The organism is Chitinophaga sp. MM2321, from assembly GCF_964033635.1.
Classification (GTDB): Bacteria; Bacteroidota; Bacteroidia; order Chitinophagales; family Chitinophagaceae; genus Chitinophaga.
In genome coordinates, this window is sequence record NZ_OZ035533.1 from 4,281,791 (window position 1) to 4,305,828 (window position 24,038).

Sequence of the window (24,038 nt, forward strand, 5' to 3'; positions counted from 1 at the left end):
CCCCCTTTAGAAAGAATATCATCTTTCCAGGCACGGGTTTTAGGGGATACGCAATATTTTTTTTGCTAAATAATCCATTGCTCCGCAGGAGTATGCATCATTTCGTGCCGCAAAGGTAGCAGTAGATCCCTTCCGTTTAACTGATACTTTTCAATAAAAAAGCTGCAAAAAATCACTTTTTAGCAACGTGTTATCAAAAGAAATGAAAATATCAGGGGGTGATTTACGACAGATAAATATCGTCCGCTCCGCTATGAGGAATGCGCCCTGAAGGGTTACTCAGGTAGTCGGGTAAACGCAAATATTTTCTATTAGCCTACTAAATCTATAGAATATGTTGTGTAATTGTAAGCTAAGTATTACATTTGCCCATGAAGAATTAAATTACTTACAGAAATGAATAAATTTTAAATCATGAAAAAGCATTCCCGACTCAGTCTCCGCTTCCTTGCCAACCATTATCAACATATTTCTTCTCCCTCTCCCTGCTGTTGTTGAGTTTTCAGCAATTCACCATTCTACACCTTTTATTGGAAAAAATAAAAGGCAGGATTTAATCCCTGCCTTCTTTCGGTCGCCCAGTACGTAACGCCAATCACTCCTGGGTTCCCGGCAGTTTTATCAACGAACAAATCATTTAATAAAACCGATTAAAGATATGAAAAAGTACGCGGGTGCCAAGAACTCGTTCCTATTTCTTTTGAACCTGGTCATGCTACCAGGTATCATTAATGCCGCTCCAGGCTTAAATTTCCCGACACATTCCGTCTCTGTTAAGCTATATCCCGTTCACGGTAAAGTTACCGATGAGCAGGGCGTAGCCTTGCCTGGTGTAAACATCAAGATCAAAGGAGGGAACCGTGGTGTATCTACGGATGCGCATGGCCATTTTGAGCTACAGGTAGATGAAAAAGCTATCCTGATATTCAGCTATCTCGGCTACCAGTCAAAAGAAATAGCCGTAGCCGGCCAGCAGGAAATACAAACGCGGCTGGTACAGGATAAGTCCGATTTGAACGAGATAGTCGTAGTAGGCTATGGAACACAAAAAAGAAGCGACCTGACAGGGTCAGTGGTATCTGTGCCTACCGAGGCACTGCGACAGCCGCTCACATCTTTCGACAGGGCCTTACAGGGCGCTGTACCTGGTGTACAGGTAACGCAGACTTCCGGTCAGCCGGGCGCTGCTATCAGCATACGTATCCGTGGTGGCAACTCCATCACAGCTGGTAATGAACCGCTATACGTTATTGACGGGTTTCCGGTATACAATGATAACAGCGTTGCGGACGCCGGTGTAGTGAGTGGCCCCAGCATCAATGCCCTGGCGGGAATAAATGCGAGTGATATTGAATCAATAGATATCCTGAAAGATGCCTCCGCTACAGCCATTTATGGCTCAAGAGGCGCTAACGGCGTTGTTATTATCACCACTAAAAAAGGCAAGGCAGGTACCCCTGCGATCACCTACGACGGCTCTTACGGCGTACAGCAGGTAATAAAAAAACTGGATCTGCTGGATGCCGCCCAATGGGGACAACTAAAAAATGATGCACTGGCCGATGCCGGCAAACCGCTGCAATACACACCGGAAGAAATCAGTAAACTGGGAAAAGGTACCGACTGGCAAAGTGCGGCATTCCGCACTGCACCACAACAAAACCACCAGCTCACTATTTCAGGTGGTAATGAAAACGTACATTACCTGGTATCCGGTGGCTACATAAAACAGGAAGGTATATTGCGCAACACTGATTTCGACCGGATATCCGGCCGTGTAAACCTGGATATAAACGCTTCCTCAAAACTGAAGTTAGGGATCAACGTTACCGGGAATAAATCCATTGCGAATATTGCCGACCAAAGCATTGTACTCGCACTGTTAAGAACACCACCTACCGTTTCCATTTATGACGACGAAGGAAAATATACTATTGAAACACCTTTTGAAGGAAGCATTACCAATCCCGTGGCTACGCTCAATGAAGTGACCAACCAGTCCTCCTTATTCCGTTTCCTCGGCAATGCCTTTGCAGAATATGAAATACTGGAAGGACTGAAACTGAAGGTATCGCTGGGGGGTGATGTACTCAACAATAAACAGAACAGGTACCTGCCCACCACTACTTTTGCAGGAAGCCAGGCAAATGGCAGTGCATCAGTAGGCTCTATCAACTCAAATACCTGGCTCAATGAAAATACCTTGTCGTATTCAAAGAGCTTCAACAGGCATTCACTGGATCTGTTGGCCGGTTTTACCCAGCAGGAATTTAAAAGTGAAAACCTGATCGCCAGCGGACAGCAGTTCGTGAATGACCAGCTAAAATACAATAACCTGGGCAGTGCCTCCTTTACGCCGGCATCTGCTTCGGGCAGCAGGGAATGGGCGCTGAACTCCTTCCTGGGCAGGGTGAATTATGCTTATGATAACCGGTATTTCGTAACCGCTACCTTTCGTGCAGACGGATCGTCCAGGTTTGGTACAAATAATAAATGGGGCTACTTCCCTTCCGGTGCGCTCTCCTGGAAAATCAGCAATGAAAAATTCTTTGCACCGGCCACACCCTATATCAACAGCCTGAAACTCAGGCTTAGCGCCGGTTCCACAGGCAACCAGGAAATCGGCGTGTACCAGTCACTCGCTACTCTTGGTATCACCACCGGTTATGTTTTCAACGACAACTACGTTACCGGATTTGCGCCTAACAAACTGGCCAATCCAAACCTCGGATGGGAAACGACCAACCAGTATAATGCCGGGCTGGATTTCTCCATCGTGAACAACCGGATCGGTATTGTGCTGGATGCCTATTACAAGAAAACAAAAAATCTCCTGCTGGATGTTCCGGTACCTACCACTACCGGTCAGGTTACTTCCCTTCAGAACTACGGCGCTGTACAGAACAAAGGTTTTGAGCTGGAAATAAATTCAGACAATCTGAAAGGTGATTTTACCTGGAACACTTCTCTGAACTTCTCGCTCAACCGCAATAAGGTGTTAAGTCTGGGTGGCGACCGTGATTACTATTATGTAGCACTTCCTTCCGATACCAGAACACAACCATTGATTGTAAAAGTTGGAGAGCCACTTATTTCTTACAGTGGTTATATAGCGGATGGTATTTTACAAACGGGAGATGAAAAAGGAAAGGCCTTTACGCTGAATCCTTCTACTGCTAAACCGGGAGACCTGAAGTTCAAAGATCTTGATAACGATGGACAAATCACACAGGAAGGCGACCGCAGGATATTGGGTAACTCACAGCCCAAATTTATCGGTGGTTTCAGGAACACCTTTACTTACAAAGGCTTTGACCTGTCTGTATTTCTCCAGGGATCTTATGGCAATATGCTGTATAACAAAAACAAGGAGCAGATTGAGATACTGAATGGTGGCAGCAATGCAGCTATCAGCGCATTGGACAGATGGACACCACAAAATCCTTCCAACGAATTGCCCCGCGCAAAAGATGATCCGGCCGCAATAGGCTATGACCGCTATTTTGAAGACGGCTCCTATCTCCGTTTGAAAAATATCACCCTCGGATATAAGCTTCCTTTAAAAAACAATTCAAAGCTCAAACAGGTCAGGATATGGGTAGGTGCGACCAACCTCTATACCTGGACAAAATACACGGGCTTTGATCCGGAGGTAAGCTACTACGAGCAAAATTCAACCAACCAGGGATTTGATTACGGTGTATATCCTAATTCAAAATCATTTACCGGTGGTATTAACATCACTTTTTAGACAATAGCCATGAACAGAATATATTTCTTACTGATACTGGCCATCCTGACAGGATGCGCCAAACTGGACGAGCATCCTGCTTCTTTTATCACCGCAGACCAGTTTTATAAAACCAAAGAAGATGCGTTATCGGCGGTGAACAGCGCGTATTCCAATCTGAACCAGAGTGATAATTCATCCGAACAGGGCATATACGGCAGAACACTGCACTTAACCGGCGATATATCTTCTGATGATGCCATTCCCGGTCCGAAGGCCACCAACACCGATATGCGCGGTATAGGCTTCCTCTCGTTTTTCACGACCAATAACCGGGTATCCGAATTATGGCGGCAGCATTACCAGGGCATTGACAGAACCAATATTGCCATTGACAAAATACCGCTGATCGAATTTGATCACACATTGCGGGATCGGCTGGTGAATGAATCAAAATTTCTCCGGGCACTGTATTATTTCAACCTGGTGCGTTTATGGGGTGGTGTGCCGTTGGTATTGCATCCTACCACTTCGCTGGATAAAAGCGGCTATCAGATCCCCCGCGCTTCCGTAGATGAAGTATATGCGCAGATCATCAATGACCTGACCGATGCGGAAAATTTACCACCTGTATACACCGGCAACGATCTCGGCAGGGCTACTGCCGGTGCAGCCAAGTCTTTGCTGGCAAAGGTTTACCTGACCAGGCAGGAATGGGATAAAGCTATTCAGAAAAGCGAAGAAGTGATAAAAGGTCCTTACGGATATGACCTTTTTGAAAATTTTGCAGATGTATTTAATGTAGCTACCAAAAATGGGAAAGAGCATATCTTCTCTGCACAGTTCAAAGGATTTTCCAACCGCCTGGGAAACATCCTGGGTCAACGCGGCACCCCTATCATCCCCGGTATTTCAGGTGGTGATTCCGATGCACCTACGGAAGGTCTTTACGACTTGTATTCTCCGGTGGATAAACGTAGAGACGTGACTTTCTTCACCTCACTGGTAAGCCCCACAAATGGAAAAGTTTACACTTTCATTCCTCATTTTGCGAAGTACTACGATCCGGCTGCATTATCCGATCTGAAGGAATCATCCAAGAATGTACCTGTCATCAGGTTTGCAGAAGTATTGCTGATTCATGCAGAAGCCGTGAACGAAAAAAACGGCCCTGTTGGGGAAGCCTATACCAGCATCAACCGGGTACGCCACAGGGCGGGACTGATTGATCTTCCCGAAGGGCTTAATAAAGACCAGTTCCGCGATTCCGTGTACCTGGAAAGAAGACTGGAATTGGTGTATGAATGCCAACGCTGGTTTGATCTGGTGCGGACCAAACGGCTCCTTACCCAGTTGCATGCATGGGGCAAACCCAATGCGGTAGAAAAACATTATTTGCGCCCGATCCCACAGGGAGAGATCAGTGCAAATCCTGCCCTTACCCAAAACCCAGGTTGGGAGAACTAAATACTATCTGAAATGAATAACAGCAACACACTTAAAATAATGGGCGGTTTCTTATTGTCAATCCTCACCGGTTATCATGCACAGGCCCAGCATGATCCCAAACCGGTTTTCCAGGGAAAGACCGGTACAACGGTAGCGGATACACGCGAATGGTGGCAACCGGGAAAGCATGCACCCGCGCATGCCCCCAATGTGATATGGATATTGCTGGATGATGTAGGATTTGGTACCACTACCGGTTTCGGCGGACTGATCTCCACACCGGTGCTGGATAGTCTGGGTAGCCATGGTTTGCGGTATACCAATTTTCACAATACAGGTGTATGTGCTCCTACCAGGGCTGCCATGCTGACCGGCCGTAATTCACATGCGGTTGGCTTCGGCTATTTCGCAGAAGCCGCCATCGGTACGCCCGGCTATAATGGCCGGTTGCCTTTCGAAGCCGGCACCATCGCGGAAGTACTGAAAGAAAACGGTTATAATACTTTCGCCGTAGGCAAATGGCATTTGATACCGCCCGGCGAAGGCACGCAGGCAGGGCCTTTCAACAGGTGGCCGCTGGGAAGAGGCTTTGAACATTATTTCGGCTTCCTCACAGGAGCTACAGATCAATGGCACCCACAATTATGGGAAGGCAATGATAAAATAGACCTGGCACCTGATAACAAACACCTCACAGAGCTGCTGGCAGATAAAGCCATTAATTATATTGCCAACCAGCGGTCCAGTGCACCCGACAAACCCTTCTTCCTTTACTTTGCACCCGGCGCCACCCACTCTCCCCATCAGGCACCTGAAGAATGGATTGATAAATACAAAGGAAAATTTGATGCCGGATGGGATAAATACAGGGAAGATGTATACAAACGCCAGTTGGCAGCTGGTGTTATTCCTGCCAATACCAAACTGCCTCCGCGCAGCGAAGAAGTACAGGCATGGGATTCGCTGACGGCAGATCAGCAAAAATTATATAGCCGTTTCCGTGAGGTATATGCCGGTTATCTCTCTCATACCGATTATGAAATTGGCCGTATTATCAACTATCTGAAAGAAACCGGTCAGCTGGACAACACACTCATCATAGCTGTACTGGGAGATAACGGAGGCACTAAAAGAGGATCCATAAATGGTATCACGGAAGAACGCGCTTATGAGCCCCGTAACCAGGAAGAGATAGACAAAGAAGTGCCTTCTCTGCTCAGCCAGTATAACAAACTTGGCACCGCGCAATCTTATGCGGTATATCCACAGGGATGGGGACAGGCAGACAACACGCCCTTCCGTTACTGGAAATATGATGCGAACAGTGAAGGGGCTACCCATACACCACTCGTCATCTTTTATCCGGAAGGAATAAAAGAGCGCGGTATCCGCAATCAGTACGGCCATATAATCGATCTGTTGCCTACCACCGTAGCACTGACAGGCGCAAAAATACCTGATGTGATTAATGGATATAAACAGGAACCCGTTCAGGGAATCAGCCTGGCCTATTCCGTAAAAGATGCCACCGCCGCTTCCAGACACACCCTTCAGTATTATGAAATCACCGGCAACCGGGCTATTTATAAAGATGGATGGAAAGCAACCGCTTACCACCAGGATGGTAAAGGTTTTAATGAAGACACCTGGAATCTGTATCACTTATCCGAAGACTGGTCAGAATCAAATGACCTGGCAGCAAAGGAGCCGGCAAAACTGGCAGCACTTAAAAAAGCTTTTGATGAGGAAGCGCGGAAATATAACGTCTATCCATTAAAAGGCCGTTCCTACCAGCCAAAGAAGAAGACCGGTAAATCCGTTACCGTATTATATCCTGGCATCACCCAACTGAATGAATATGGAAAACCGAACCTCTCAAAAGGTAGTTTTTCTGTGACGGCGGAAACCACTATTCCCGATACAGGAGCGGAAGGTGTTTTATTTGCTGATGGCGGTAAAGACGGTGGTATCAGTTTGTTTATAAAAGATGGAAAACTACAGTTATTGCAAACAAACGGCCAGGTTACAGCAAGCCTTGTTGCCGACCGTCCGGTGAGTGCAGGAAGTAATACTTTCAAAGTAGCTTTCATACCGGATAAAGCGCATCCAAAAGCTGGTGGTGACCTTAGTCTTTATATCGGCCACACACAGGTAGCACAGCAGTATTTGAAAGTCAACCCACTGGAAAGGGCGGTGTACAACGCATTGGATGAAGGTATAGATGTAGGCAGAGATGGCATTACAGCCGTAGGAGATGCCTATGCAGTGCCTTACCAGTTCACGGGTACCATCCATAAAGTGATTATCGAAACGGAGAAGTGAGAAAGTATTACACATTATTTAAAAAGGAATCAGCCATGCAGCATAAAACAGCATCGCAACATACAGCTTTCGACAGAAGATCATTTTTACAGCTGTCACGCTTCGGCTTATTGTTACCACTACTGGGGCCTGCTTCATTATTCGCAAATGAGCGCAGTGCCGTTCCCACTGAAACAGTACCGGGGCTTTTAATAACAGGTATTGATCTTCATGTGGTGAAAGTAAATGCAAGAGGCGACTGGTATTTTATTGAATTAAAAACAAACAAGGGGTTAACAGGACTGGGAGAATGTTCGCATGCGCTTTCAAAACAATCTTCTGAGGGAGCATTGAAAAATACAGTGCAGGATTTTTTTCAACTGATAAAAGGAGCATCCCCGTTTAATATTGAACAATACAGGCAGCGCGGCCTGCCCAAGGCAACGGATAAACTGACGCGAACAGTTTTCAGTGGGATCGAACAGGCATTGTGGGATCTGAGTGGTAAAGCATTGGAAGTGCCGGTATATAACCTGCTGGGCGGGAAAGTAAGAGATAAGATCAGGGTGTACGCCAATATTAACCGTGCTTCCAATCAACGTGACAGCAATGGGCGGCGTGCTGTTGACTCCTTCCGGGAAAATGCAGCACTTGCCCTGCAACATGGCTTTAAGGCTGTAAAACTGGCCCCGTTTGATGAAATGAGGCCACTGAAAAATGCTACACCGCAACAGGTTCAGGAAGATATTGCCTACGCCATAGATTGCATAGAAAAGGTAAGGGCCACTATCGGCAAGGATGCTGAACTGCTGGTAGATGTGCATAGTCACCTGGATGTACCCCTCGCAAAGGAAACAGCGCGCAAGCTGGAACCCGCCCGTTTGTTTTGGTTTGAGGAACCGGTTGCCCCCGGCCTGTATCCTGCTGAAACAAAAGAGATCAGAGAAGCTATTACACAGGTGCTGGCTGGTGGAGAATCCATTTTCGGCAGGGAAGGATATGCCACCTTACTCAACACGCAGGCGCTGGGTATTATCATGCCGGATGTAAAACATTGCGGCGGTCTGCTGGAGTGCAAATACATTGCGGCACAGGCAGAAACCAACGGGAACATCCAGGTAGCACCCCACAACCCCAGCGGACCTGTGGCAACAGCTGCTACTGTAGCGGTATGCGCAGGTCTGCCCAATTTTTCCATCATGGAATATGCATTCAATGAAGTGCCGTGGAGCAGCCAGCTGCTAACCCCTACTGAAAAAGTAGAAGATGGTTACATCACGGTACCGGACAGGCCCGGACTGGGTTATGAACTGAACTATTCCGAGCTTAAAAAACATATTAAAAGCGTATAGTCATGAAAGTGATCAGAAAGATATTTATATCGGCAGGCATGTTTGTTTGCTGGAACAGTGGCTCCGTTGCCTATGCACAGCATGAGCCTTTGCCACAGTACCAGGGCACTATCGGCAAAACCCTGCAGGACACGAAACAATGGTGGCCTGAAAAAGTAAAGGCACCCGCCGGTGCGCCCAACGTGGTGTGGATAGTGATAGATGATCTTGGATTCGGCGCTACCAGTACCTTTGGAGGATTGGTGGAAACGCCTAACCTCGACAAACTCGCGAACGGAGGATTGAGGTATGCCAATTTCCATACTACCGCTATCTGTGCGCCCACAAGGGCCGCACTGGTTACCGGAAGAAATTCACACTCCGTTCATTTCGGTATGCATCCGGAGCTAGGCATCGGTACACCAGGCTATGATGGCTATATGCCTTTTGAGAAAGCAACCGTTGCGGAGATATTGCGGGAAAACGGTTACAATACTTTTGCTGTGGGCAAATGGCACCTGACTTCGCCATCAGATATAACACCCGCCGGCCCCTTTAACCGGTGGCCTACCGGCAGGGGATTTGATCATTACTACGGATTCATACCCGGGGCAACAGATCAGTATCACCCGCTGCTATGGGAAGACACACACAAACTGGGAGATGATCCACAGGGAAAATTACTGACGACACTGCTCACGGATAAAGCCATCACCTATATTGCCGAACAAAAGTCCGCCGCGCCGGAGAAGCCCTTCTTCCTCTACTATACACCAGGCGCCACGCATCAGCCTCACCAGGCGCCAAAAGAATGGATAGACAAATACAAAGGTAAATTTGATGGCGGATGGGACAAGTACCGGGAACAGGTATTGCAGAACCAGATAAAGGCCGGCCTCATTCCCGCGGGCACACAGCTGCCTCCGCGGAACCCCGGTGTGAAAGCATGGAACGAACTAAACCCTGCTACCCGCAAACTATACGCACGCTTCATGGAAGTATATGCGGGCTACCTGTCGCAAACAGATTTCGAAATAGGCCGGCTGATCAACTACCTGGAGCAGATCGGACAACTCGACAATACCCTCGTGTTTGTATTGGTAGGTGATAATGGTGCCAGCCAGGAAGGTACACAGGTAGGCTATGTGAAACAGAATAATGAAGATATCACTGACGAACAACGCCTGCAGAAAAATATAGAGAACATCGGTATCATCGGTACGGCAGAAGCCAATACAAATTATCCGCTGGGTTGGTCAATGGCTGCCAATACGCCTTTCCGGTATTATAAACGATATGCCAACAGTGAAGGAGGTACCCATAACCCCCTCATTGTACGCTATCCCAAACTGATAAAAGAGCCGGGCGGCATCCGCCAGCAATACAGTCACGTAACGGATATACTACCTACTACCATAGAGCTGACCGGTGTAAAGGTTCCCGAAAAAATAAACGGGTATGAGCAGGCCCCGTTTGAAGGAACCAGCTTTGCTTATTCTATCAGCGATAAAGAAGCACCTTCCCGTCATACGATTCAGTACTATGAAATATCCGGTGCAAGATCCATCTATAAAGATGGCTGGAAAGCCTGTGCATTCCACAAGGCAGGCACCGACTTCAGTACAGACATATGGACGCTTTATCACCTGGCGGAAGATGTAAATGAAAGGATTGATCTGGCACCACAATATCCGGATAAGCTGAAGCAACTACAGGAAGCTTTTGATGAAGAGGCAACAAAATACAATGTGTTTCCACTGCATGAGCGGCTGCCAGGTTCAACCAGGAGCAGCTATTACGGCAGAGAACATGTGGTACTGTATCCAGGTATTTCCACGGTTACACATGGCCCGGGTTTTAACAAAACTTCTTTCTCCATCACCGCAGATGTGGTGCTGCCGGCTTCGGGTGCGGAGGGTGTATTGCTTGCCAATGGCGGGCGCTCCGGGGGCTTCTCCCTGTTTGTTAAAAACAGGAAATTATACTTTGCCTATAATACCGGTGATAAAGTATTTGAAATAAACACCGGTGATGCAGCTCTCCCTTCCGGGCATGTGAAGCTGAAAGCCGCACATACTTATGACAAGGAAAATGGTAACGGTATCGCCCTGTTTATAAATGACCGGCAGGTGTCAGCACTTAAAACCGGACACGCTGCGCTGGCGTCCTCCTATGAAGGCCTGGAAGTTGGCCGGGACATCAGCACACCTGTCTCCACACAGTATGCTGTACCCTTTGCTTTCACCGGTACTATTAATCAGGTAGATATCGATTTCAGGTAATCATTAACTTTTAAAAAATGGATCGGATACATATAAAAAAATGGATCGCTGTATGCTGCTGTTTTATGCTGGCGCATACCGCTTATGCACAAAACTATTCTTTCGAACGGCTGGAAAATAATCCTATTATAAAAGCCAGTCTGCTCAGCGGTGCCGATGGTGATAACATTAACGGACCTACGTTGATAGAAGCGCCTTCCTGGCTGCCCCGGAAACTAGGAAAATACTATTTGTATTTCGCCCACCACAAGGGTAAATACATACGCCTGGCCTATGCTGATGACCTGAAAGGGCCCTGGAAAATATATAAGCCGGGCACGTTGCAATTGTCTGATTGTAAAGTATGTGAAACCGGGCTTCCCACCGCAGGCAATAGTACCAGGCACGATGGCGCAGAAAGCGCCGAAGATGCGGTAACGCACGTTGCCTCACCGGATATATTGATTGACACCGCTCATCAGCAGCTGGTCATGTATTTTCATTGTCCACTTGTAAACGACAAATACAAGGGCCAGTATACGTTCAGAGCTACCTCAAAGGATGGTATTCATTTTCATCCGGATACAACCGTACTTGGGTTCTCCTATTTCCGCGTATTCAAATGGGGGGAATATTATTATTCCCTGTCCCGCGCCGGGCAATTAGGAAGATCGGCAGATGGTATTGCCGCATTTGAGCAGGGGCATAATCCATTTAGTGCGAAACAAACAAAAGATAACTACATCCGTCATGTTGCTGTTAAATTACAGGGAGATACATTACTGGTATTTTACAGCCGGATCGGAGATGCACCTGAAAGGATCTTGCTGTCGCGGATAAAGTTGAATGACGACTGGAAAACGTGGTCCCCATCTGATCCTGTGGAAATTGCAGCGCCGCTCAAAGATTATGAAGGTGCGGATATACCGGCTGTTCCATCAAAAGCAGGGTTATACTATGGAAAAGTACAGCAGTTGCGCGATCCTTATGTATTTTCTGAAGGAAAGAAGTTATACCTGTTGTATACCGTAGCAGGCGAGAGTGGTATTGCCATCGGGGAGCTGAAGGCAAAGTGATGTTATTGCTGATAAATGCCCAGTGCAAACACCTCCCGTTTGCACTGGGCATTTCCTTTTGCTTTATGATGGGTTATAACCAAAATAAGATAAACCAGGTTTTAACAAAAAAAATCTCAGCACCTGTCCTATTTCGGTTATCTCAGTCATTATTGTAGTGTAATCATTCAATAACGATTAAAATCATAAACAAAATGGAACCGAGGATTTACAACCTGGCCGAAAAAGGTCAGAACGCCTTTAAAGCCATGTATGGCTTGGAAATGTACCTGGCAAAATCATCCCTGGAACAATCGCTGCGTGAGTTGGTCTCTTTCAGGGTATCACAAATCAATGGCTGTGCTTTTTGCCTGGATATGCATGCAAAGGACATGCGTGTTGCCGGCGAAACAGAACAGCGTATTTATACCCTGGATGCATGGCGGGAAGCGCCTTTCTATACCGAGCGCGAACGGGCCGCATTCGCCTGGGCAGAATCCGTTACAAGGGTTACGGCAGGGCATGTTCCGGATGAAGTATACGAAATAGCACGCAGTCAGTTTTCTGAAGAAGAATTGATAGATTTGACAATAGCCGTTATAGCCATTAACAGTTATAACCGGCTCAACATTGCTTTCCGTACTACAGCAGGCACCTATGAGCCTGGTCAGTTTGCGCACGCAAAATAATCATTAATGGTAAAAAAAAGTTGGTGTAACTTATGTATTCAATCACATTTTAAATCCCGGAAAGATGAAAGAATTCATGCTATTATTCCGGCAACCCAACTATGATTACAGCCAGACCTCGCCAACAGAAATGCAGGCGCTTACCAAAAAATGGCAGGACTGGGCAGGAAGCATAGCAGCACAGGGCAGATTAGCCAGCAATGGCACCCGCCTTGCCCTGGAGGGTAAAGTACTGAAAGCAGGTGGTGTGATTACGGATGGTCCCTTCGTTGAAATCAGGGAACGACTGGGCAGTTTTATCATTGTTAAAGCAGACAACCTGGAAGATGCTATCACATTAGCACATGGCTGTCCGGCGCTGGATGCAAACGGCAGTGTTGAAATACGGGCTATCATTGGATAAATCTATATAAAAGAAATGGCACCACTCTTTCACAAGAGTGGTGCTTACTATTAAATATGGAAAAGGAGCATGCATCTTTAAAACAGCTATTTCAACAGGAATTTTCAAAAATGGTGGCTGTTATCAGTAAGCTGTACGGTTTACAGCATATAGAAATAGCGGAAGATATTGTGAGCGAAACATTTTTGCAGGCAACAGAAACATGGGGCATTAAAGGGATTCCCAAAAATCCAACCGCCTGGCTATATACCGTAGCCAAACAAAAAACACTTTATCATTTTAGAAGAAACAAAATCTTTGAAAATAAAATAATCCCCGAATTAACTTTTAGAGAAGAAAAAAATCACTTACCCGAAACCTTGGATTTCTCACAGCAGAATATTAAAGACAGCCAGTTACAGATGCTCTTTGCCATCTGCAATCCGGTAATCGCCAGCGAAGCGCAGATAGGACTGGCATTACGCATCCTTTGCGGTTTTGGTATTGATGAAATTGCCGAAGCATTTTTATCTAATAAAGAAACTATCAACAAACGGTTATTCCGGGCAAAAGAAAAATTGCGGACCGAAAAAATAAAGATGGAACTACCATCGGAAAATGAGATCGTCAACCGGCTGGATAATGTATTGCGCATTATTTACCTGCTTTTCAGCGAAGGCTATTATTCCCAGACGCAGAACCAGATCCTGCAAAAAGACCTGTGTATAGAAGCACTACGTCTGGGCCTCATGCTAACCGCCTATGAAAGAACTAACCGGCCAAAAACAAATGCTTTAATAGCCCTCATGTGTTTCCATGCCTCCCGGTTTGATGCCAGGCAACCCAATGAAAACACCGTAGTACTTTACGAACAACAAAATGAAGCATTATGGGATACCACGCTCATACACCAGGGTATTCATTTTCTAAATCTTGCTGCAGCCGGAGATGAAATAAGTTCCTATCATTTAGAAGCAAGCATCGCTTACTGGCATTGCATAAAAGAAGATACCAAAGAAAAATGGGAGCATATCCTGCAATTATATAACCAGCTGCTGCAGATTAATTATTCCCCCAGCGTGGCCCTTAACCGGACTTTTGCCCTATACAAGGCGGATGGACCACAAGCGGCCCTGGTGGAGGCAGAGAAACTAAAACTGGAAAGCAATCATTTTTATTTTTTACTACTGGGAGAACTTTACAAAAACATCGATACCTCCAAAGCAAAACTACATCTTCAAAAGGCTTATGCTTTAGCCAAAACACAAACGGAAAAACAAGGCATCCAGGAGAAAATTGACGCCCTTGGGTAAAAAATTTGTAAGGATAATATAAGCAGCCTCATTGAAATATTAAAAAATATTTATAAGAAATAAGGAGTTATTTTGATGTTAATAAATAACATCAAAAAAGCTGAATAATGGCATTACCCAATATTTTCACCCAGGCCGTTGCCGACGAAGTAATTAACAGGATCAATCAGTTGAAACCGGATACAACACCCAACTGGGGAAAAATGGATGTAGCGCAAATGCTGGCGCACTGCAATGTAACCTATGAAATGGTGTATGAAAATACCCATCCCAAGCCCAATTTCCTCATGAAATTCATTTTGAAATCATTCGTAAAGAGAATAGTAACAAACGAAACGCCCTATAAACATAATTCACAGACAGCTCCTGTTTTTTTAATAAAAGGTAGCAGGGATTTTGAAAAAGAAAAACGCCGCCTGATCGACTATATCAATAAAACCAGTGCAGCAGGCGAAGCCAGCTTCGACAACAAAATGTCTCTTTCATTCGGCGCTTTGAATAAGCAGGAATGGAATAATATGTTTTATAAACATTTAGATCATCATTTAACACAATTTGGCGTGTAATTTTTCATTTCATCCTGCCCGGTAGAAATTCATTTATGCCTTACCGTTAGCTTAACTTTTCCCCAGGTCACCTTTCGCTCGATAGGGTTAAAGGTTTTGGTTTCATAGCTTGCCAGGCAGTTTATTTCATGTCCATCAGGGCAACCGGGTGCAATCCGGAGTACACTGGCAGAGGTAAAGCCATCCGGCCAGCGGGCGGGAATTATTTCTTCCACCAGTTCCTGGTGTACCCAGGGATCTTCTGTATAAATCCGGAGGCGGTTGGTTCCCTGATACAACATGATCTTCTCCCCTGCTTCGGCGATACCGTTGCCGTTACCACTTCCTAAAACAGTATCTCTTACCGCCTTGCCATCGTCTATATTTATCTGATCAAATGCTGTTGTATTAAACCATACGGGCACGGTGAGTTCATCATTAAAAGTGTGATCGCCTACCTGGATGACCACTTTCAATTTTACCTGCCAGGGCTCTGCATGTGGTGGTGGCACTTTATTACATGCCACTTCCAGCGGTGGCAGCGTCAGGATACGCTGCCCCGGTGTTGCTTTGATAATGCTGGTAGCCACAGGTAGCGCGATGGCACTATCTACCGCACTTACCGTTACCTTCACTTCCTGCGGCAGGTTATTCTCCCCGCCCCTGTTCAGTAATCGTAAAGTAAGCCGGTTATGCTGACTGACCCCCAGGTACCTGCTATTGTCGCCCACTTTATAGTCCAGGCAAATAAATGCCGGTGCATCCTTTTTGTCAAAGATGCCAACCTCACTGCCGGCAGCGTCCAGTTTAAAGGACAATCTTCCCTGTTCATCACTCTTTACTTCCCGCACATCAGTATTGTTGCCCTGCGCACGCCAGGTTACTACCTGGTAGGTGTGCCCGGGAGTATATACCGGCGCTGTCAGCACACTCGATTCCACGTCCGGCAACGAGGGCCCATCCGGTAACCATTTCCGGGTATAGAGACCAAAGCCGCTTTTATCAACATTGCGGAGGAATATAAAACCAGGTGTTTGTTTGTTACTGGCCACTTCGTATCCCCATACTTTAAAGTCGGGATACAGATCGTAGTGCGACCAGAGTTTCGCTGGCGGCAGCGGATTTTTAAAGGCGTCCACCACAAACCGCATGGCCGTGTCAAAAACCTTTGTCTCTCCGGGTTTATCTACCATATGCCCGCCTTTAAAAGCGTGATAAGCAAATGATACGCCGCCTTCCCATAAGGCGCCGGCGCGGACTTCTTCATTCAGATAATATAAAATATCTGAATCACTGGTATGCATACTCGTACTTACCTGTTGCAGGTTTTTAAATGTATAACGTAAAGGGTACAACGTATGGTCATGGGGGTACCCGATGAAAAATTCGGGGCTGCCTGTCATGCTTACAGCAGCACTTACTTTATCCGGATATTTACCTGCGAGAAAAAAAGACATGATACCACCCATGCTAAAACCGATGATGCCGCGGTGTCTGCGATCAGCTTCGGTGCGGTAAGCACTGTCGATATAGTTGACCAGTTCCGGAAAATAATCCTTCATCTGTACTTCAAACTTTACATCTTCATGATTGCCTACATTATATGGCCGGGGTTCCTGCTCATCGATATTACCATCCCACATTACCAGGATCACTTTGTATTTATCTACCAGCTGTTGCAGTTTTTCGTATGCCAACTTCGCATTATCATCTTTAAAATGCCTGCCGCCCCATCCGTGGAAAAAATAAATAACAGGATAACGTGTGGCGGTGCTATTGTAGCCATCGGGCAGGTATAAGCGATAAAACTTCTTATGCCCGAAAACGGCACTGTTATGGGTAAGGTCGCGGTAAGGGGGAGACTGTTTGCAGCTAAAAAAAGCCGGCAACCATAAGGCCAGGATAATAAGGGCGATGCGATACGATCTTTGTGGCATATGTGTTTATGTTTACAACAATGTTAGTGTTATTCTGCTTCTACCAGGAAACCGGCTGTATCCCGGAACGCTTCTTCCGTCACTGTGATGTTTAGTACCTTATTCTTCCAGGTCCAGTTAACGGCAGCGGAAGCACCATGAATATTTTGCCGCGTTATTTTTTTCGGCTTGTTATGATACGGTAATGAAAGATGCCCGGCACTGAAAGGAATAATGGCCAGTTTACCGGAAGCTGTTACCGGCCGGTCATCCTGCGATATCAGTCCCCAATTACCGGACCAGCGGATGTTTTCAGCAGGCGTACCTTTCAAATCCTTGTTGCTGTCTTCTCTCAGGGTTAATGCCGTGAGTATTTTATTACCGGCTATTGTTTCCTCGCGTCCCCAGCAACGCAGGTGCGGCGGCTGTTCCAGGTCGCCGGTGTGACTGTTAAGCCAGCAAGGCGTCCACAATACGGTGCGGCGATACCATTTATTGACGGCCCATCGTTTGTTCAGGTATTGTTCCGGTATCGGAGCGCCGTTGTCCAGCTCTGTGCCCAGCACGGCGCCCGGAGATCCCAGTATAATGGTGTTCATCAGTACTTCATCATCGGTTGTCCAGCTGTAAGAAGAAGAGCCGCTAACAGCTATGCCCTGCCGCGATAAAAGGGAGGCCCATATACTCCATTCCTGGTGGCCCTGCCGGGTATCATACCAAAGATCGCCCTGGTCATCCAGTGACACCATATCCATTACCGGCGCCCACAACGGGCTGATACCGTAATACATGATGATCACATTTTTATCCACACTTTTGGCTGCGGCGGCAATGAGGCTTACCAACTCAAAAGATTGGCGTTCACCGCGGAATTGCGGATCACGGGGCGCACCCATATCAGGACTCGGAAGACCGTAACCAAAATCGAGCTTGATGAGCTGCGGTTTTATTGATTGCATCACGCGGCGGGTGCGTTCCTGTAAAAAAGCACGGGCACGCGGGGAGCTTACATCCAGGCAATAATAAGCGTCGCCGCTGGGGTCAAAGTTCCAATTGGCCATGCAGGGTTTTCCATTACTATCTACAATAAGATCCTGGGTACCCAGTTTGCATGCGAGTGTATCTTTTATCCAGCCGAGCGTTTCCCATATACCAATCTTCACCCCCTTCTTCCGGATATAAGCGATGTCTTCATAAAAAGCGGGAAAACGTTTGAGATCCGGTTCACCGGAGCCTTGTGAAGATTCCCAGGGATCATCCAGTACCATCATCTCATTGCCCATCTGTTGCATAAAATCGGCAATGGGCCGGATCGGATATTTTTTCAAGCGCCACATGCCCCAGGTATTCCATACCGACGTAGCCGCAGGTATGCTTTCTTTTTTTATGACCGGAAATGAGGTATAATATTTTTCAAAGGCGCCTAAAGCTGTAGTGTCTATCGTGATGCGCAGCAGATCCTGCCAGGTCCTTGTATTGCCGGTGGGTGCGCCCCACAGGTCTTCCCGGTACAGGTAGCGGAAACATCCGCGGGTAGCCCTGATGCTGAGTGTCATAGCCGCATCCGGTATACTGCCGGCGCCTATGTTCAGCCATCCCTTACCGGCGCCCATGGCGGTAAATAATACCGGCCGCGGAAATGCAGCGCCGTAGGGTGTACTCATGGAAGGACCAAAATTTCCCAGGGCGATATCAGGCTGACCAAAATCCCACATGCGGAAATAGCTTTGTACGGTGCCGGCTTTGGCGCCTGGTACACAATAACCCATTGTCTGCCAGTCCGGCATAAAAGGGCGGTCCCATACCGGCTTTACATTCGCAGCGTTTGCCGGCAATGCGGAAGCCCCGATATACATCTCTATAATTTCCGGCGCTTTATCATGCCAGGTGAATTGTAATTCGCTGAAACGCATGCCCCATGGCGCCCGTTCTATGATCAGTTGTCCGTTTCCGGCTGCTGCCAGCTCCAGGGACAATACCAGTTTATTGCCATTGTCCAGCTGCATAGCTTTGCTGACTTCCGGTTTCAGGTAACGGTGCTGCCCTGCAGCATCCTTTACCCAAAAAGAAGGCAGCAGGCCACCCTGCCAGGTAACGGCGTGCGTAACGGTATCCGTCAGCGTTGCTTTATCTGCTACGGGGTCCCAATGAAACCGCAAACTGCCGCTGGTATACTCCCAGGAAACGGGTGGCTGCGCCATTGCTCCCATGGGCGCCAGCAGGCAAAAAATAGTTATATACAAAAGTTGTTTCATAACGGGTCCGGGGAATTATTAAAATAATAATTGTTAATTTAACAATTATTATTTTAAATACATAGCCTGACCTGCAACATATAAAAAAAACGGGGGAAGATCCAAAGATCCGCCCCCGTTTTAAACAGCTATACCTGTCTTATCTTTTTTCGGGTACCCATAGCACGGCATCAGCAATCACGATCCCTTCCCCATCGCTGCCGGCAGAGATCTCCACCGCGGAACCGGTACCTTTCTTCAGCGGGAAAGTACCCAGCTTCACCCATTCACCGGAGGTTTGCCCGACTACTTTCACATCTGCTTTTCTAACCGGTACGGGATATTCTTTCTTCCCGCTTATCATCTTCACCTGCATAACAGCAGCATTACTTTTCAGATGTGGATAATATAAATAGATACTGTACTGTCCGGATTTACGGAGATAAGGGCGGAATATTGCTTTCGCATTTTTCTCCGCAGTAAGCATATCCGGTCCGTAGCTTCCTTTTCCCTTTTCTGTTTTCCAGTCGCCTTCCAGTTGCAGGGAATCCGCGTTATCCATGAGTACATCGCCGGTCCTGCCATCTGCCAGCGGATTGCTTTTAAGGATGCTGCTCACTTTGGCAGCATCTACTTCCTGCACAGATATGCCGGATGCAATAGCAAGATCCGCTGCCACACCGGTAGCCTGTCCTAACGCCATGAACACGGGTTCCATACGGATAGACCCATAGGCAATATGACTGGCCGATAAACAGATCGGCACCAACAGATTCTTACAATCTTCCGCTTTTGGAATCAATGCACGGTAAGAAACCGGGTAAGGCGGAAATCCACCTACTTCCACATTCCCTTCATTCTTCACCATCTTCTTTCCATTCTTTTCAATCACAATCCGCTGTGTATTGTGTGAGTCCATGGTATAGGCAGCCATACCCACGCCATCGGTCACAACTTCTTTTCCTACACAATTGGCCTGTGTCATCACATATGCGCCCACCATGCGGCGCGCCTCGCGGATATATAACTGCGGTGTCCAGTTGTTGTTATCCTTGTATTCATCTTTCGGATAACCCCAGCTGCGCATCTCTGCCTGCATCTGTTGCGGAACGCGGGGATCGCTGGCGCAGAAATACAGTAATCCTTTTGTATAATCATCGTGCGATTTGAGGATGTTAGCACGGGTAGCATAATCGGCTTCGGGGTAGTTATAATTCATCCCGATCATATCAGTAGAAAAACCACCCTTGTTGTTGATATCCGTTTTCTTACCCGGCATACTGCTGATGATAAAATAATCGCTCAGTTTTGTTTTACCCGGTTCTGCTTTGAACAGTCTTGCCAGCAATTCATAACGCGCCGGATCATAATTTTCCGGACGTGTGATAGGGATCATATTTGCCGGATCATTGGTTAAACAGATCCTGTGATTATAGGCCTGTACCTGTTTATCGCCACTGCCTTTTGGTTGTAAGGCAGCATCGCTGATACCCCATACCAATCCACTGGCAGGATCACCCGGTATTTTGTAAGGATCTATATTATCCGGAAACTGGTGTGAATGCAGCATCTGTACCCCATTCCAGGTTTCGTTGTACACCTCGTTCCCTTCGCGGCCGACGATGTACGACACACCGGCCTTCGCCATCAGATCGCCTTCGTAAGTAGCATCTATAAACACTTTGGCGGAAACGTTGATAGTAGTACCGTTTGCATCCAGTGTGATTGTTTTGATGTTACCGTTTTCTTTCGCTGCTGCCATGAGGCGGTGCTGATAGAGTACCTGTATTTTTGCACGTTGTATATAATCGTTAAACAGGCTGTCTGCCACATGCGGTTCAAAAATCCACTGCTCAAACTTCCCGTAATGCCGGCCTATCTGCCGGTAAAATTCCAGCGATAATCCACGGATGGCATATTTGTTTCCGATATCGGTATAGCCCAACCCGCCGGTGGTAAGGCCACCGAGGTGTTTGCCCGGTTCTATCAGTAATACGGAACGTCCGGCTTTCTTTGCGGTGTAAGCGGCAATAACACCGGCGGAACTACCACCATACACGCATACATCTACTTTATAGTCTGCCCATGCCACTTGATGACATAAAAAAATAGCTACGGCGCAGATCAGGAATTTGCACTTCATGGTTTGAATCAGTTATGTTTTATATAATATTATGCCGGCAACAAAAACCGTTGCAGATAAGCCGGATAACTTTCTTTATCAACGCCGCCGTCTCCCGCTGTGATGCTATCTCCGAAACACACAATGCGGCTTTTCGGCAACCGGTTATAAATAATATACTGGTAAACGGCGAGGCCAATAAAACGGTAGCCATCGGGCGTTGGATGCACGCCGTCTGTTTTATGCGTGTTCACCTCATTCTGTATAAGCGAGTGCTTACCCAGTCCAACCTGGCCACCTTTATCAAACAATGCTCCCAGGTCCAGCAGGGATGTTTTATGTTTCGCTGCCAGTTCCCGGATAGTGCGGTTCACTTCCGCTCTTCTGCCCGAAGGGCCTTCTGTACCATAGTGCGCCGGGTTATGCCGGGTGAATAAATATTCTTCGATGAATGGACAGATGGTCATCAGCAGCACTTTACTTTTCTTTGCCCTGATCTTTTTAATGATCGTGGAAAGATTTTCCCGGTACTGCTCCAGCGGGATATACTTCATGCTGTTCATATCATTTGTTCCGATCATCAGCACGGTCAGTTCCGGCGCGTGCGCCAGGCAATCCTTATCGATCCTTTTCAACAAGTCGTTGGTATTGTTTCCGCCCACACCGGCGTTGATCACGGAATAACCCGGCTCATCACTGCCGGATGCCAGGGCGGGTACATCAACTGCAATAGCAAGGGCTCCCAGGATAGAAGCAGATAGAAATGTTCTTCGTTGCATCGTTCGCGTTATATTTTGGTTTCAATCTATAAATCCACTTTCACCGTAACGGCGGCAAATGTATCAATAGCATTTGCAACCGGAAGATACAAGGTTTTAAATTCCATTGTACCTGTTGTTGGTGTACCGGTCAGCAAAGTCGTTTTCTCTTCGGAAGGAATCAGCTGTGTATGCGCAACGCCCGCCTGGTCCTGGTAACTGAGCAACACGCCCGGAGAGCGGGGATCTGCGTCCTCCCATTCCAGTTTTGTATCACCGCCGGTGATCACCGCACTTTTCAATATCCGGTTCAGGAGGCCGCTCTCATAGAAATTACCAAACACATCTCCGTTTACTTCCGCTTTAATAGAACGGTCGCCCTCCGCATTGTAAGTATACACTTCGAAAATGTATGGTCCTTCGCCCAGCTCCAGTGTATGCCGGATAGTATCTACGGAATTTTTATGTGAGACCGCTATCTCTACGGAATCCGCTTTACGGTTCCAGAAGATCCGGCATTTCACGATGCGGGGATCCGTGTTCAGTAACCAGGCCAACTGGATACGTTCCTTACCGGGATTGGCTTTCAGCGAATCTACCTTACCGGGATACACATTTTCGCCGTTGGGGGCAAAATCTTTATAATTCTTGTCAGATTTTTCGCAGGCAGCGAGGCATAAGCCTGCTGCCAGTGAAAAACATAGATATCTTAACAATGTCATGTTTTACAATTTTAATTATAACTGTATTTCTCCGTAGAAAGTGAGTTCTGCCATCCAGAAATAATCTGCATTTCCAAACGTCTGCAACATTTTAATACGGAGATACCTTACCGGCGGTATATCCGTTGGGAGCTTAAACTCGTGTCCTGCCTGCGCCTTGTTGATATCATCATTTGAATTGACACCGATAGTTAATCCCGAACCTTTTACCACCTCACATTCCGAGAGTTTGGTCCAACCGTTGAAACTACCATCCTGATTGGGGTCATCTGTTCCCCATATTTCAAACAGTTGCGGATCTCCGGCGCTGTACAAGAGGTTGTTTTCATCAAAGGCGCCTCTGGGGATCTCGATAAAACGGCTTAACCGCGCAGTTACGCCCATATCAAATGTAACCCAGTGTGGTATGCCCGATCCATTGGCCGAACGGAACCAGGTGTTGTTACTACCGGAACCACCGCTTACTTTATCATTCCATAAATTAGTTAATGGGCCGGAAGGAAAGGTTGTAGCATCTGTGGGCAGCTTCATAGCTTTAAACAGTTTCTTGTCGAGCTGCTGTTCAAATAGTGGCGTCAGCAATTGCCAAACGGTATCGGAATAGTTTTGCCAACGGTCCCTTACATACAGGCCAAACCAGCGTTCGCTGGCATCGAATCCGCGAACGGAAAACTCTCCTTCTTTATCGCTGGTATAATACATATCCGCCGGAATGGGTGCGCCATTTTGATCTTTTGTTATTACACCGATCACAATATTGGCAGAATCTTCGTTCTTGAATTTCGCGTTGATACCACCAAAATCTGCTGCAAATTCCAGCGAAGTAAACACCGCGGTAACCGGTGGTGTAAGCGGTTTTACCTTTACAGAAACGGGTTCGGAACGGACTTCTGATTTGCTGACGGAATATAATTTCACTTCCCGTTCTTCTGTATTTCCAAAACCTTCCAGTGTTAAACTGTTATTGTAAAATGTAGAAATCACTTCCATTTTATTACCTGGCCGGATTTCGTATTCTGCTTTTACATACAGTAATTCCGGGTCGGCAGGAATGTCGTAGGTGAGCACTACTTTTCCCGACTCGTTCTTAACGGTTACGTTGGAAACAACGCCGGGTGCTTTGCCACCTTTTGTGAGGGGCTCAATTTTTTCTTCCTTACAGCCAAAGGCGAGTAAGAGTAAACTTAATATGGGCAGAAGATGTGTACGCATTGTTATTACATTATGGTT

16 protein-coding genes are annotated in these 24,038 nt (G+C 46.8%); 10 read left to right on the top strand and 6 right to left on the bottom strand.

Annotated features, from left to right (window positions below):
- Positions 1-658 precede the first annotated feature (658 nt).
- The 10 genes from ABQ275_RS16570 to ABQ275_RS16615 all read left to right on the top strand — a co-directional run bounded on the left by ABQ275_RS16570 (position 659) and on the right by ABQ275_RS16615 (position 15,077).
- The gene (locus tag ABQ275_RS16570; protein WP_349314263.1) at positions 659-3,751 is read left to right on the top strand and encodes a TonB-dependent receptor; all 3,093 of its coding nucleotides are present in this window, start codon (positions 659-661) and stop codon (positions 3,749-3,751) included.
- A 9-nt stretch (positions 3,752-3,760) separates the two neighbouring features.
- The gene (locus ABQ275_RS16575) at positions 3,761-5,197 is read left to right on the top strand and encodes a RagB/SusD family nutrient uptake outer membrane protein (RefSeq protein WP_349314264.1); all 1,437 of its coding nucleotides are present in this window, start codon (positions 3,761-3,763) and stop codon (positions 5,195-5,197) included.
- Between the two features lie 12 nt (positions 5,198-5,209).
- Positions 5,210-7,501, top strand: coding sequence for an arylsulfatase (locus ABQ275_RS16580; RefSeq protein ID WP_349314265.1), 2,292 nt, complete (start codon positions 5,210-5,212; stop codon positions 7,499-7,501).
- A 35-nt stretch (positions 7,502-7,536) separates the two neighbouring features.
- Positions 7,537-8,832, top strand: coding sequence for a mandelate racemase/muconate lactonizing enzyme family protein (locus tag ABQ275_RS16585; RefSeq protein ID WP_349314266.1), 1,296 nt, complete (start codon positions 7,537-7,539; stop codon positions 8,830-8,832).
- 2 nt (positions 8,833-8,834) lie between these two features.
- Positions 8,835-11,093: an arylsulfatase gene (locus ABQ275_RS16590; RefSeq protein WP_349314267.1), complete on the top strand. Its 2,259-nt coding sequence runs from the start codon at positions 8,835-8,837 to the stop codon at positions 11,091-11,093.
- Between the two features lie 17 nt (positions 11,094-11,110).
- The gene (locus ABQ275_RS16595) at positions 11,111-12,148 is read left to right on the top strand and encodes a hypothetical protein (RefSeq protein WP_349314268.1); all 1,038 of its coding nucleotides are present in this window, start codon (positions 11,111-11,113) and stop codon (positions 12,146-12,148) included.
- 194 nt (positions 12,149-12,342) lie between these two features.
- The gene (locus tag ABQ275_RS16600) at positions 12,343-12,816 is read left to right on the top strand and encodes a carboxymuconolactone decarboxylase family protein (RefSeq protein WP_349314269.1); all 474 of its coding nucleotides are present in this window, start codon (positions 12,343-12,345) and stop codon (positions 12,814-12,816) included.
- Positions 12,817-12,880: 64 nt separating this feature from the next.
- The gene (locus ABQ275_RS16605; RefSeq protein WP_349314270.1) at positions 12,881-13,219 is read left to right on the top strand and encodes a YciI family protein; all 339 of its coding nucleotides are present in this window, start codon (positions 12,881-12,883) and stop codon (positions 13,217-13,219) included.
- Between the two features lie 56 nt (positions 13,220-13,275).
- Positions 13,276-14,511 (top strand): DUF6596 domain-containing protein, encoded by a 1,236-nt coding sequence (locus ABQ275_RS16610; protein ID WP_349314271.1) that lies wholly within the window; start codon positions 13,276-13,278, stop codon positions 14,509-14,511.
- 107 nt (positions 14,512-14,618) lie between these two features.
- Entirely contained in the window at positions 14,619-15,077 is a 459-nt protein-coding gene (locus tag ABQ275_RS16615; protein ID WP_349314272.1) for a DUF1569 domain-containing protein, read from the top strand.
- 29 nt (positions 15,078-15,106) lie between these two features.
- Here the strand turns inward: ABQ275_RS16615 and ABQ275_RS16620 are convergent, their stop codons facing one another.
- The 6 genes from ABQ275_RS16620 to ABQ275_RS16645 all read right to left on the bottom strand — a co-directional run bounded on the left by ABQ275_RS16620 (position 15,107) and on the right by ABQ275_RS16645 (position 24,020).
- Positions 15,107-16,993, bottom strand: coding sequence for an alpha/beta fold hydrolase (locus ABQ275_RS16620; RefSeq protein ID WP_349314273.1), 1,887 nt, complete (start codon positions 16,991-16,993; stop codon positions 15,107-15,109).
- Between the two features lie 29 nt (positions 16,994-17,022).
- Positions 17,023-19,227 (bottom strand): hypothetical protein, encoded by a 2,205-nt coding sequence (locus ABQ275_RS16625; RefSeq protein WP_349314274.1) that lies wholly within the window; start codon positions 19,225-19,227, stop codon positions 17,023-17,025.
- 139 nt (positions 19,228-19,366) lie between these two features.
- A complete protein-coding gene (locus tag ABQ275_RS16630; RefSeq protein WP_349314275.1) occupies positions 19,367-21,349 on the bottom strand; it encodes an FAD-dependent oxidoreductase in 1,983 nt (660 codons plus the stop codon).
- A gap of 29 nt (positions 21,350-21,378) precedes the next feature.
- A complete protein-coding gene (locus ABQ275_RS16635; protein ID WP_349314276.1) occupies positions 21,379-22,107 on the bottom strand; it encodes an SGNH/GDSL hydrolase family protein in 729 nt (242 codons plus the stop codon).
- A 26-nt stretch (positions 22,108-22,133) separates the two neighbouring features.
- Positions 22,134-22,808, bottom strand: coding sequence for a DUF4998 domain-containing protein (locus ABQ275_RS16640; protein ID WP_349314277.1), 675 nt, complete (start codon positions 22,806-22,808; stop codon positions 22,134-22,136).
- A 15-nt stretch (positions 22,809-22,823) separates the two neighbouring features.
- Positions 22,824-24,020 (bottom strand): DUF5000 domain-containing lipoprotein, encoded by a 1,197-nt coding sequence (locus ABQ275_RS16645; protein WP_349314278.1) that lies wholly within the window; start codon positions 24,018-24,020, stop codon positions 22,824-22,826.
- Positions 24,021-24,038 lie beyond the last annotated feature (18 nt).

Coding starts and splice junctions, on each gene's coding strand:
- ABQ275_RS16570 (WP_349314263.1), top strand. CDS start 659: ATGAAAAAGTACGCGGGTGCCAAGAACTCGTTCCTATTTCTTTTGAAC.
- ABQ275_RS16580 (WP_349314265.1), top strand. CDS start 5,210: ATGAATAACAGCAACACACTTAAAATAATGGGCGGTTTCTTATTGTCA.
- ABQ275_RS16605 (WP_349314270.1), top strand. CDS start 12,881: ATGAAAGAATTCATGCTATTATTCCGGCAACCCAACTATGATTACAGC.
- ABQ275_RS16635 (WP_349314276.1), bottom strand. CDS start 22,107: ATGCAACGAAGAACATTTCTATCTGCTTCTATCCTGGGAGCCCTTGCT.
- ABQ275_RS16590 (WP_349314267.1), top strand. CDS start 8,835: ATGAAAGTGATCAGAAAGATATTTATATCGGCAGGCATGTTTGTTTGC.
- ABQ275_RS16585 (WP_349314266.1), top strand. CDS start 7,537: ATGCAGCATAAAACAGCATCGCAACATACAGCTTTCGACAGAAGATCA.
- ABQ275_RS16640 (WP_349314277.1), bottom strand. CDS start 22,808: ATGACATTGTTAAGATATCTATGTTTTTCACTGGCAGCAGGCTTATGC.
- ABQ275_RS16630 (WP_349314275.1), bottom strand. CDS start 21,349: ATGAAGTGCAAATTCCTGATCTGCGCCGTAGCTATTTTTTTATGTCAT.
- ABQ275_RS16620 (WP_349314273.1), bottom strand. CDS start 16,993: ATGCCACAAAGATCGTATCGCATCGCCCTTATTATCCTGGCCTTATGG.
- ABQ275_RS16645 (WP_349314278.1), bottom strand. CDS start 24,020: ATGCGTACACATCTTCTGCCCATATTAAGTTTACTCTTACTCGCCTTT.
- ABQ275_RS16575 (WP_349314264.1), top strand. CDS start 3,761: ATGAACAGAATATATTTCTTACTGATACTGGCCATCCTGACAGGATGC.
- ABQ275_RS16615 (WP_349314272.1), top strand. CDS start 14,619: ATGGCATTACCCAATATTTTCACCCAGGCCGTTGCCGACGAAGTAATT.
- ABQ275_RS16595 (WP_349314268.1), top strand. CDS start 11,111: ATGGATCGGATACATATAAAAAAATGGATCGCTGTATGCTGCTGTTTT.
- ABQ275_RS16625 (WP_349314274.1), bottom strand. CDS start 19,227: ATGAAACAACTTTTGTATATAACTATTTTTTGCCTGCTGGCGCCCATG.
- ABQ275_RS16610 (WP_349314271.1), top strand. CDS start 13,276: ATGGAAAAGGAGCATGCATCTTTAAAACAGCTATTTCAACAGGAATTT.
- ABQ275_RS16600 (WP_349314269.1), top strand. CDS start 12,343: ATGGAACCGAGGATTTACAACCTGGCCGAAAAAGGTCAGAACGCCTTT.